We start from the raw sequence: 9,816 nt of genomic DNA on the forward strand, positions 1-9,816 counted from the left end.
CATCTACGGCCCCGGCCGCAACGCACTGGCGACGCTGCGGGCTGGCACGGCCCGGCGCATCATCAAGCCCGGCCAGGTCTTCAACCGGATCCATGTCGACGACATCGCTAGCGCGATCATGGCCGCCATTCACCACGGAAGCGGCCGGATCTGGAACGTCTGCGACGACGAGCCCGCGCCGCCGCAGGACGTGATCGCCTATGCGGCGGAGCTGACGGGCGTTGCGCCGCCGCCCGAAGAGCCGTTCGCGACAGCCGAGATGTCGGCGATGGCCCGCAGCTTCTATGCCAGCAGCGCCCGTGTCTCCAACGCGAAATTGAAGCGCGAGCTCGGCATTACACTTGTCCACCCGACCTATCGGGACGGCATCGATGCGTTGTGGCGCGCGGGCGAAGGACGATAGTTCCGGCATCCCCGGCGCGTCCCAGACATGCCCCGCCCGCGCTTGACTGGCCTACGGCCTGCTCGATCCGGACCCGCTGGCGCACCAGCCCTCGACCGAGTTCGAATACGGTTTTTCGATCGACGTGCTTGGTGCTGTGGTCGAGAAAGTGAGCGAGCAGAAGCTCGGCGATTATCTCGCCGCCAACGTCTGGCAGCCGCTCGGCATGAAGGATGCTACCTTCCACCCGACCGACGCGCAGCGCCCTCGCCTCGCCCGCCCCTTTGCCAACGACCCGCTGACCGGCAAGCCGCAAGTCATCAAGCTGCTGGACACGCCGACCAAGTTCGGCGGCGCCTGCTCGTTCGCGACGATCGGCGACTACCTCCGCTTCGGGCAGATGCTGCTCAACGGCGGCGAGCTCGACGGCCAGCGCATTCTCGGTCCGAAGACCGTGCATCACATGACGACCAACCACCTTGGCCCCGAGATCAAGAACAACGTTGCCAACGTCGAGCCCCATCGCGGCGGCTTCGGCTTTGGCCTTTCAGTCGCGGTGCGCACCAGCGAAGGGCTGTCGTCGGTCCCCGGCAATCCCAGCGAGTTCACCTGGAACGGTGCCTACGGAACGCAGTTCTTCTGCGATCCCAAGGAGCGTCTCGTCGTCGTGGTGGGAACGGCTGCGCCGGGCGAGCTCAGGAAATACTATCGCGAGCAGGTTCAGGACATCGTCTATGGCGCGATGACGAAGTGAGATCGTTGCACTGAGAATGAAAGGGCGGCCGATCGGGCCACCCTTTCGTAGCTGGCGTATCTAGCGTCAGCTCAACACGCCGTACTTCTTGAACCAGGCCTGTGCCTGCTTCCACGCATCTTCCGCAGCGTCCTTGCGGTAGCTGCCGCGATAATCGGCATGGAAGCCGTGCGGCGCTTCGGGGTAGATCTTGAATTCGGCCGTCTTCTTGTTCTGCTCGAGCGCGGCCTTCATCTGCTCGACCTGCGCGACGGGAATGCCGGTGTCGGCACCGCCGTAGAGGCCGAGCACCGGCGCCTTCATCTCGGGCGCGAGCTGCATCGGGCTCTTCGGCAACAGCGGATTTTCGGGATCGACCAGAGTCCCGTAAAAGGCAACGCCTGCCTTGAGGGTGCCGCTGTGCGCGGCATATTCCCAGACCGTGCGGCCGCCGCGGCAGAAGCCGACGATGCCGAGCTTGGCGGTGTCACCGCCCTGCGATCCCGCCCACGCCACCGTCGCGTCGAGATCGGACAGCAGCTCGGCGTCCGGTTTGGCATTGACGACCGGCAAGAGGTTCTTGATCTCGGTGACCTTGGTGAGATCGACGCCCTTGCGGAAATAATAGTCGGGCGCGATCGCGAAGGCGCCGAGCTTGGCGAGGCGCCGCGTCACGTCCTTGATGTATTCATGCAGGCCGAAAACCTCCATCGCCACGATGATCACCGGCGCCTTGGTGTTGCCGGCAGGACGGGCGAAATAGGCGGGCATCTCTTCGGAGCCGATTTTGATCTTGGCGTCGCCAGCCTGGAGACCGTTGGCGTCGGTCGTGATCACCTCGGCGCGCACGGGCCCGGCCGCAAGCGTGTAACCGGCGGCGACCGCCGCGGTGGCGCTCATGAATCCACGGCGCGAGAGCGGGGCGGCTTTCGTCAATCCGACGACGTCGGACGTCATGGTGGTTTCGAAGCTCATCGGTCGGTCCCTTGCTGCTGCCTATCGTGCCCGCGAGGGCGACGCATTCGCCAATAGTTGCCGGGGAAACGCAAGTCACCGGCCTGCGAGCAGGGGCCTAAGACGATGCGCGAGCTGTCCGGATCGATCGTGTGTCCGATTTAACCGCGTGGCGGCGCTGCAACGCAACATCCATTAACCGAAAATGGGGGTTCTTCCGCTGCACTCCGCACGGTCCGACGTTGCAGACACTTCGCTCCTTCGCGCCATTCGAAACGGTCTCCCGCAATAAATGGGCTCGACGGTGGCCGCAACGATACATCATGTTGCCCGGATGCCGCGCGCGACCGGAATGCATCACGCGAACCACCGTCATTTGATTGAAATTTTCGGATGACTCGAGCGGTGCGATTTACTCGAACTTTCTTTGTGACGCCCTAGTTCCACCCCCGGAAGTTCCATCTCCGGCAACGGAAAGCTTCTTCCCCACGCACGGCCCGCGCGTTCGGCAACGGACGAAGGCCACTCGCGGACTTCATTCTCGTCCACCCAGATTGCGCTAACCAAGGCTCAATTGAATAAAGCTTCATCCGACCGGAACTGAAATGAATTTGGCTCGCGAATCGATTGAACTGTTGGAGCAGGTCGCACGGATCCTGTGGTTCGAAGGCACCAAGCACGGCTTGCGCGACCGCGAGTGGATGGCGCTGCGATTTCTCTCCCGCGCCAACCGCTTTTCCCGGACGCCTTCGGCGCTCGCGAGTTACGTCGGCACCACGCGCGGCACCGCCTCGTTCATCATCGGGGAGCTCGAGCGGCTCGGCTATCTCGAGCGGAAACGATCGGCCACCGACAAGCGCTCGGTGATGCTGAGCGTGACGCAGCAGGGCAAGAAGTTCCTGGTGCGCGACCCCGTCAACGTTCTCGTCGAAGCGATTGCCGTCCTCGACGACCAGGTCAAGATCCGCTTCCGCGACACGTTCCGGCACGTGCTGGATCAGTCGGACGCGGCCGAGCAGCGGCACCATACCGACGTTTGCAAGCGATGCATCTTCCTCCGGGAGGAGCGAACCACCACCGACAGCAAGGCAACGGCTGAATTCAGCTGCCGCCTGTTCCGCTCGCCGATCGCGGAGGCGGAGGTCGATCTGCTATGCACCAGCTTCGAGCATCACCGCCAATAGGCGGCGTTCGATCAGGGCGTCGCCTTGCGTGACGAATAGATGACGCCCCCGCTCGACTCCACCACCAGACGACCGTTCTCGTTCCTGATCTCCTCGATGCGGCCAAGGCCGGGCACCTGCTGTCCCAGCACGGCTTCGATGACGCCGTTCGGGCTCTGCAGGATCGCAATTCCTTCGTAGGCCTGGCGGACCGACCACCCCTTGATCACCTTCCGCGGCGCCGACGCGCGCTCGGACGGAGACACCGAGCCCGTGACCTCGGGCGCTGCGACCGAGGCCATCATCGGCCCTTGCTGCGAGGCGGGCTGCGATTGCACCATCGCCGGTGCCGGAGCCTGGACCTGGGCCTGAGCGAGCTTGTCGAGCTTCACCGTCGAGGACGAACTCACCCGCTCGATGCGGTCCAGGTTCTCGGCGAACCTGCCGAAGCGGTCATTGGTCGCCTTGCTCGATTGATCGACCGCGGTGCGCAGGCCATCGAGATTTTCAGACACGCCCGACATTTGCTTGCGCAATTGCGCGACGGTCTCGCGCAGATTTCTGATCTCCGTATTGGCCGCAACGTTGCTCTGGGCGGGCTGCGTGGCGAGATAGGCGATCACGCCGGTGCAGGCACACACCACAAGCATGGCGGCGACCGCCAATGTTGCGAGCGGCGCAACCCACGTCGGACGGGGCGGCGGGGGCTTGGCCACGATCACGGCCGGCTTGATCACGGTCGTCGCGGGCTTGGGTATCGCCATCTTGTCGAGACGTGCCTTCGCGCGAATGCGTTTCAGCCCCTCGAGCGCCTCCTTCGCGAGAGCTTCGTCGCTCGCCGCGGCCGAGACGCGCTTTGCTCCCGCAACAGGCTTGCTCGCGGGCACCGTATTGTCCTTTGCATCGCGCGGCTCGGGAGCAGGCTTAACCGTTGCGGAAACATCAGCGGTCGCGTTGGGACGAGCTTGTCCATCGGACAACATGTGAAAATGCTCCGTTCGGTTCGATCTGTCGAACGATGACGTTATTTGCCGAAGCTTGCCTGAAACGTGCGCATCGAAAGATTTTCATCACGCGCGATGCGACACTCCATGGCCCAAACGCGCCATGCACGTGGCGAGAGTGCGACTCGAAAGACACACACTCGCCAAGATTTCGCCAAGCTGGAGTCTCGCCGATACTCGTGAGTCGAATTGTCGCACGTGGAAAGGCGTGCGAGAGGGTCAATCCCGGGTTGAAAACCACTCGATATGCGTGACTCCCAGCACCACCCAAAATAGCTGTAATTGTACGGGGATGCGGAACCATACAACCATTGCGGTGCAGAACTAGTTTAGCAACTAAATCAACTGATGCGATTGAATACACCAAGAAACAACTCGAAACAAACCAACAGCATCAAGCACACGTAGCAATCGCTTTGTGGCGCACGCTTGATCGGGAATCGGCAATCGTTACGGTCCTAGTCAAGTGATTCTCGTCAGTTGGCGAGGAGATCGACACAGGTTAGTGGCGTCCGGACGCGATGAGCAACTTGGCGCAACTGGTCTAGGTCGTTTCTCAATCCGCTCCGCGAGGTGATCCGTAAGACACCCGCCGAGCCTCACGCAGTAAGCGTTCAGTATCGAGTCGAAGTACCAGGCCTGCGACACGCAGGCACTGAATGCGTAGGGCTGCCCGCGAATATCGAAACCATAACAACGGTTCGCGGGAAGGAATGTCGTCAAACAGCATCGTTGCCGAGCCGGGGCATCACAACAACCAACCGGCCGCAACAGTTGCGAAACAGGGGCGAAAGACTGATGTATATTATCGTTGATGATCGCGAGAGCGTCGCGAACAGCTACGTCGGAGGGCTCGTTCGCGAAGGCGTATCGTCGATCGGATTCTCCTCCGGGGAATTCTGGGACTGGCTGCAATCCGCAAGTGAATCGGATCTGGCAGCGGTCGACGCCTTCCTCCTCGGGGATTGCGATGCCCGCGGAAGCCTGCCGCGGGCGATGCGCAAGCGTTCCTCGGCTCCCATCATCGCCGTGAGCGGCCAGAAAATGCTCAAGAACACGCTCGAGCTGTTCGAATCGGGCGTCGACGATGTCGTGCACGTGCCCATCCACCTCCGCGAGATCCTCGCCCGAACGGCCGCGATCGCGCGCCGCCGGGTGGGCGAGCTGCCAAGGCCCTGCGAGACCAGGATCCAGGTCTTCTTCAACGGCCGTGACCCCGAGATCGCGGGCCACGCCCTCACCCTGCCCCGCCGCGAGCTGCGCATTCTCGAATATATGGTCAGCAATCACGGCAAGTGGATCACCAAGACGCAGATCTTCAACGCGGTCTACGGCATCTTCGAGTCCACCTTCGATGAGAGCGTGATCGAGAGCCACGTCAGCAAGCTGCGCAAGAAGCTCCGCGACCGCCTCGGCTTCGACGCGATCGTGGCCCGGCGCTACGTCGGGTACCGCCTCGACATCCCCGCCGGCGGGACTCTCGACGAGCCGATGCAGGAGCTCGACGAGGTCGGCATCCTCCTCAACAGGGCGCATGCCGTCCCGGCGGCCTACCCGGCCGGAAACTGAGGCGGCGCGAGCCTGCCACGAAACCGGCAACGGCCTCCGCGAAGCAGCTTCGCGGAGGCCGTTGTACGTTATGAGCCGATGGGTTGAGCCCTGCTAGCGCCCGGAGGTCCGTTCCCTCCCCCCTTGTGGGGGAGGGAACGGAGAGAATATCGCTGTGTCGGCCGAGCGCGATTCGATTTCGAAGCGTCGCGCGCTACGGCTTCGACTGGAATTCTTCCTTGGATACGTAGTTGAAATCCTCGACCAGGACGTCCTGGACGATTTCAGCCTGCATCCGCTCGTTGACGCGCTGCTTGATGGCCGTGGTCAGGACGGAAAGGTCGTAGCGGGCGAGCTTCCTGAAGTCGAGACGGTCGTCGGCATAGATCCTGCGGAAAGCCTCGTCGACGACGAACGGCTCCGGCGGAACGTTGAGCTGGTGCATGGTCCGCGCCTCCACGGTGTAAACGAAGCGCGCGACGATATAGCCCTGCACATTGCCGTTCTCGACCATGGGCACGCTCAGGGCCCGCGTCTTCTGGTATTGCAGCCCGTCGAGATATTCGTCCTTTGCCGGCAGCAGGCTGCCGTTTTCCTTCCAATAGGCCACGGCATAGCTTGTGCCCGCGGTGAGGATGCATACCCAGAGCCCGGCCAGCACCAGTCTGATCATTTTCCGTCCTGTGCTGCGCGACCGGTATAGGTGCCGTCCGACTCGGCCTCCTTGATCGCCTTGACGATGATGCCGGCGACCTCGCGCACCGCGTCGTAGTGCATTTCGAGGATCGAGCGGTTGCGCTCGAGCTTCTCGCGCAGCCGCTGAATCTCCTCGGTGACCTCGACTTCGCCGCCGAGATGCATCCGTGCCCGCATCAGGCGGACGAATTCGAGCATGCTCCGGCTCTTGCGCGCGCTGAAATCGTCGAAATCGATCTTCTGACCCGTCGCGAGCGCGACGGTCTCCTCCTCGACGATGCTCTCGAGCCGACGGATTGCCGCCAGCAGGCCGCGCACCTCGTCCGATCTCGCCGCATCCGCGCCATCGACCACGGCCTCGCTGCCCACGATCGGAAGCAGCACGGGCAGCAGCGCATTGGCTGCTGCCGCTTCCGTCGTCATCGCCTCGATGTCAGCGACCGGTTCGATCACCATGGCCGCCGCGCCTTCTTGTGCCTGCATAGGAAATTCACCCCTCAACGTCTGTCACCCATTCCTCGGATCATCATCCGGCCTTGCCGGCATTGTTCGGGCCCGGCGGATGCGCGGCGGCGAGCCGCTCGGCGATGCCGATGCCCTTGCCCTTTGCCAGCTGGTTGCCAAGCTGCTCCGCCAGCATCGACTTCCAGACGCCGCCGGCCGTGCCCTTGCCAAAGACCTCCTCCGATTCCTTCGGCAACATCGTCTCGACGAAGGTCTGGAGGATGAACGCTTCGAACTTTCGGTACACCTCGCCGGATGCCGGCGCCTTGATCACCCGCACCGGCGCCCCGTTCACAGCGTCAGACTGCGCCTCGGACACTTTCGTCGCGGATTGACCGGCGGCCGCCGCGGCCTTGCCGGCCTCCGCGTCCATCGTGGCGGCGAAGTCGGCGTCGGAAGATTTCAGCGCATCGAGCTTCGCGGTCGCCGCGCGCTGCGCCACGGGATCGGCGGCCTCGAGGACGTCGAGAACGAGGTCGGGCGTCGCTGTCACGATCATGTCTTGTTCCGGTTGGCTGGCCGCGGCGTCCACGCGCGCACGGCAGGGCTTAGTCCCGTCATCTCCTCGAGGACCCGCTTCTCCGCGTCGCGGAGCTTGTCGGCCAGCGCCGCCTTCGCGACTTCCTCGAGCTGCTTGACGCGACGGCTCTCGCTGCGAACCTGGTCGAGCTGCTGAGCGGCCTGCGCCTGAACCTCGCGCGCGCCGACGCTCGTCCGGTTCAAGCGCCGCGCGATCGATTCGCTCGACGAGCCCGCCGGCGGCTTGCCATCGTTGAGGGCTCCCACCAGCCATTCCTGCTCGTCCTGCAGGCTTCTCTCCTGTTGCCGCAATTGCGCGAGCTGCCATTCGGACAGCCGGAGCTGGAGCTTCACGAGCGAGACCATCCGGCCGAGCTTGTCCGCACGCGAGGTCATGACCGTCACTCCGCGAGCCACGACGAGACGCCGAGCATGAATTGCGTCAGCAATTCGTCGCTGGTGAGATAGAGCAGCAGGAAACCGCCGAACAGCACGAAGGGCACGGAGATGAAATAGACCGGAATGGCCGGCGTCAGCTTGTTGATCAGGCCGACCGCCAGGTTGACGATCACCGAATAGACGATGAAGGGGCTGGTGATCCGCAGCGTCAGCACGAACGCTTCCGACAGGCGGCCGACCAGCTGGTCGAGCGCCATGCCGCCGCCGAGCCTGCTGCCGGGATGCCAGACGTCGTAGGAGTTCATCAGCCCGCGCAGGACCTGCCAATGCTGGTCGGTCATGAAGAACAGCGTGGTGACCGACACCATGATCAGCGGCACCAGCGCCGGCGCCGGATCGCTGTCGGCAACCGGCGTCCCCGGGATGTTGCTCAGGCCGATCGCGCTCGCCATCACGGTCGCCATGGTCTGGAGCGCGAGGAAGAACACGCGGCCGCCGAGCCCGATGACACTGCCGACCAGGAGCTCCGAGCAGATCAGGAGCGCCAGCGTCAGCGGCGCGGCGTTGTCCGTGAGAGGCTTCAGCACCGCGATCAGGATCGGCGCCAGCGCAAACGTCGTGACCAGCGCGACGAACAGGCGGACCTGGGCCGGAACGTTGACGCTGGAATAGCCGGGCACCAGCATCAGGCAGGCGCCGATGCGGCAGAACACGATGAACGTCACCAGCACGCTGTCGGCAAGGCCGGAGATCACGATACGGCTCCGAGGGCCCTGATCTCGGCACTGCGCGCGACCTCGACATGCGACAGCACCGGCAGTGTCGGGAACACCCGCTCCAGGATCATCCGGACATAGGGGCGCGCTTCGGGCGTCACCGCCAGCACCACGCTGGTGCCGCTCTCGGTGAACTTGCGGATCGTGGTGCTGGCTTCGGTCGCGAACTGCTCGATCAGGCGCGGATCGGCGTCGAACTCGACGACGTCGCCCTTGGCGTCGCGCTTCAGGCTCTGGTGGAACGCGAGATCCCAGCGGTTGCCGAGACGCACGACATTGAGCACACCATTGTCGGAGAGGTCGCCGCAGATCTGCTGGGCGAGCCGCGTCCGCACATGCTCTGCGACCTGCTCGGAGCGCCGCACATGGGGCGCGATCTCGGCAATCGCCTCGAGGATCAGATGAAGGTTGCGAATGGAGACGCGCTCGGCCAGCAGGATCTTCAGGATCGCCAGCAGGCCCGAATAGGAAATCTGCGACGGGCAGAGATCCTCGACCAGGCGTTTGTATTCGGGATCGAGCCGATCGAGCAGCGCGCGCATGTCCTTGTAGGACAACAGCTGGGCGAGGTTCGCCCGGATCACTTCGCTCAAATGCGTGAGCAGCACCGACAGATTGTCGACCGGCTTGCAGCCCTGCCGCTTGACTTCGTCCGTGAAGGCTTCCGTCACCCACAGCGCCTTCATGCCGAAGGCGGGTTCGACCACCTCTTCGCCCGGCACGTCGGGCTTGCCGTCCTTGTCGACCAGCACGAGCACCTCACCGAGCCTGAGCTCGCCGTGGGCGATGCGCGTGTCGTGGATCCGGATCTGGTAGCTCTTGGGATCGATCGACAGATTGTCGGTGAGCTTGATCTCGGGAACGACGAAGCCGTACTGCTTGGCGAACTTCTTGCGGATCTTGGCCACGCGGTGCGCAAGCTCGGTGCGCGAGCCTAGCAGATGGACCGAAAGATGGCCGCCGAGCGCCAGTTCGATCTCGGCGGTCTTGAGCTGGTCCTTGACGGATTCCTTGGCCTCGGTCTGGGCACGCTCGTCGGCCTTGAGCGCCGCCTCCTTGCGCTCACGGGCCGCCTGCTGCTTCGGCAGCGAGTAGCCGACGAAGGCCATGACGCCGCCGAGCAGCACGAAGGGCGCCA

At 63.8% G+C, this 9,816-nt stretch carries 10 protein-coding genes and 2 pseudogenes; 4 read left to right on the forward strand and 8 right to left on the reverse strand.

The features are described from left to right. Nucleotides 1–403, forward strand: a pseudogene (locus tag MOV75_RS15430) (NAD(P)-dependent oxidoreductase); the annotation flags it as partial. A gap of 73 nt (nucleotides 404–476) precedes the next feature. After that, a pseudogene (locus MOV75_RS15435) lies at nucleotides 477–1,136 on the forward strand (serine hydrolase domain-containing protein); the annotation flags it as partial. 66 nt (nucleotides 1,137–1,202) lie between these two features. Here the strand turns inward: MOV75_RS15435 and MOV75_RS15440 are convergent. Beyond that, nucleotides 1,203–2,090, reverse strand: coding sequence for a dienelactone hydrolase family protein (locus tag MOV75_RS15440; protein ID WP_246926189.1), 888 nt, complete (start codon nucleotides 2,088–2,090; stop codon nucleotides 1,203–1,205). A 584-nt stretch (nucleotides 2,091–2,674) separates the two neighbouring features. On the opposite strand from MOV75_RS15440, the gene MOV75_RS15445 reads away from it, so the two are divergent. Continuing rightward, nucleotides 2,675–3,253 carry a MarR family winged helix-turn-helix transcriptional regulator gene (locus MOV75_RS15445; RefSeq protein ID WP_246926187.1) on the forward strand — a complete coding sequence of 193 codons (579 nt, stop codon included), beginning with the start codon at nucleotides 2,675–2,677 and terminating at the stop codon, nucleotides 3,251–3,253. An 11-nt stretch (nucleotides 3,254–3,264) separates the two neighbouring features. On the opposite strand, the gene MOV75_RS15450 is transcribed toward MOV75_RS15445, so the two are convergent. Then, nucleotides 3,265–4,215 carry a hypothetical protein gene (locus tag MOV75_RS15450; RefSeq protein ID WP_246926185.1) on the reverse strand — a complete coding sequence of 317 codons (951 nt, stop codon included), beginning with the start codon at nucleotides 4,213–4,215 and terminating at the stop codon, nucleotides 3,265–3,267. An 819-nt stretch (nucleotides 4,216–5,034) separates the two neighbouring features. Here MOV75_RS15450 and MOV75_RS15455 point away from each other — a divergent pair. Continuing rightward, the gene (locus MOV75_RS15455) at nucleotides 5,035–5,805 is read left to right on the forward strand and encodes a response regulator transcription factor (protein WP_246926183.1); all 771 of its coding nucleotides are present in this window, start codon (nucleotides 5,035–5,037) and stop codon (nucleotides 5,803–5,805) included. Between the two features lie 193 nt (nucleotides 5,806–5,998). Here the strand turns inward: MOV75_RS15455 and MOV75_RS15460 are convergent, their stop codons facing one another. From MOV75_RS15460 to MOV75_RS15485, 6 genes are all read right to left on the reverse strand, one after another. Then, nucleotides 5,999–6,457, reverse strand: a complete 459-nt coding sequence (locus MOV75_RS15460; RefSeq protein ID WP_246926182.1) for a hypothetical protein — start codon at nucleotides 6,455–6,457, stop codon at nucleotides 5,999–6,001. Continuing rightward, nucleotides 6,454–6,963: a flagellar biosynthesis protein FlgN gene (locus MOV75_RS15465; protein WP_246926180.1), complete on the reverse strand. Its 510-nt coding sequence runs from the start codon at nucleotides 6,961–6,963 to the stop codon at nucleotides 6,454–6,456. Before MOV75_RS15465 ends, MOV75_RS15460 begins: the two co-directional genes overlap by 4 nt. Before the next feature lie 43 nt (nucleotides 6,964–7,006). Continuing rightward, complete coding sequence (locus MOV75_RS15470) at nucleotides 7,007–7,483, reverse strand: rod-binding protein (protein ID WP_246926178.1); 477 nt, start codon at nucleotides 7,481–7,483, stop codon at nucleotides 7,007–7,009. After that, the gene (locus tag MOV75_RS15475) at nucleotides 7,480–7,899 is read right to left on the reverse strand and encodes a hypothetical protein (RefSeq protein WP_246926177.1); all 420 of its coding nucleotides are present in this window, start codon (nucleotides 7,897–7,899) and stop codon (nucleotides 7,480–7,482) included. The genes MOV75_RS15470 and MOV75_RS15475 overlap by 4 nt, the downstream gene beginning before the upstream one ends. 5 nt (nucleotides 7,900–7,904) lie before the next feature. Next, complete coding sequence (gene fliR / locus MOV75_RS15480; RefSeq protein ID WP_246926175.1) at nucleotides 7,905–8,657, reverse strand: flagellar biosynthesis protein FliR; 753 nt, start codon at nucleotides 8,655–8,657, stop codon at nucleotides 7,905–7,907. After that, a partial coding sequence (locus tag MOV75_RS15485) for an FHIPEP family type III secretion protein (RefSeq protein ID WP_247006119.1) occupies nucleotides 8,654–9,816 on the reverse strand: 1,163 nt, incomplete at its 5' end. The genes MOV75_RS15485 and fliR, both read right to left, overlap by 4 nt.

This window comes from Bradyrhizobium sp. PRIMUS42, assembly GCF_023006515.1.
Taxonomy (GTDB): Bacteria; Pseudomonadota; Alphaproteobacteria; order Rhizobiales; family Xanthobacteraceae; genus Bradyrhizobium.

Bases quoted from the DNA above. Each gene is read 5' to 3' on its own strand.
- MOV75_RS15440 (WP_246926189.1), bottom strand. From the start codon at position 2,090: ATGAGCTTCGAAACCACCATGACGTCCGACGTCGTCGGATTGACGAAA.
- MOV75_RS15445 (WP_246926187.1), top strand. From the start codon at position 2,675: ATGAATTTGGCTCGCGAATCGATTGAACTGTTGGAGCAGGTCGCACGG.
- MOV75_RS15450 (WP_246926185.1), bottom strand. From the start codon at position 4,215: ATGTTGTCCGATGGACAAGCTCGTCCCAACGCGACCGCTGATGTTTCC.
- MOV75_RS15455 (WP_246926183.1), top strand. From the start codon at position 5,035: ATGTATATTATCGTTGATGATCGCGAGAGCGTCGCGAACAGCTACGTC.
- MOV75_RS15460 (WP_246926182.1), bottom strand. From the start codon at position 6,457: ATGATCAGACTGGTGCTGGCCGGGCTCTGGGTATGCATCCTCACCGCG.
- MOV75_RS15465 (WP_246926180.1), bottom strand. From the start codon at position 6,963: ATGCAGGCACAAGAAGGCGCGGCGGCCATGGTGATCGAACCGGTCGCT.
- MOV75_RS15470 (WP_246926178.1), bottom strand. From the start codon at position 7,483: ATGATCGTGACAGCGACGCCCGACCTCGTTCTCGACGTCCTCGAGGCC.
- MOV75_RS15475 (WP_246926177.1), bottom strand. From the start codon at position 7,899: ATGACCTCGCGTGCGGACAAGCTCGGCCGGATGGTCTCGCTCGTGAAG.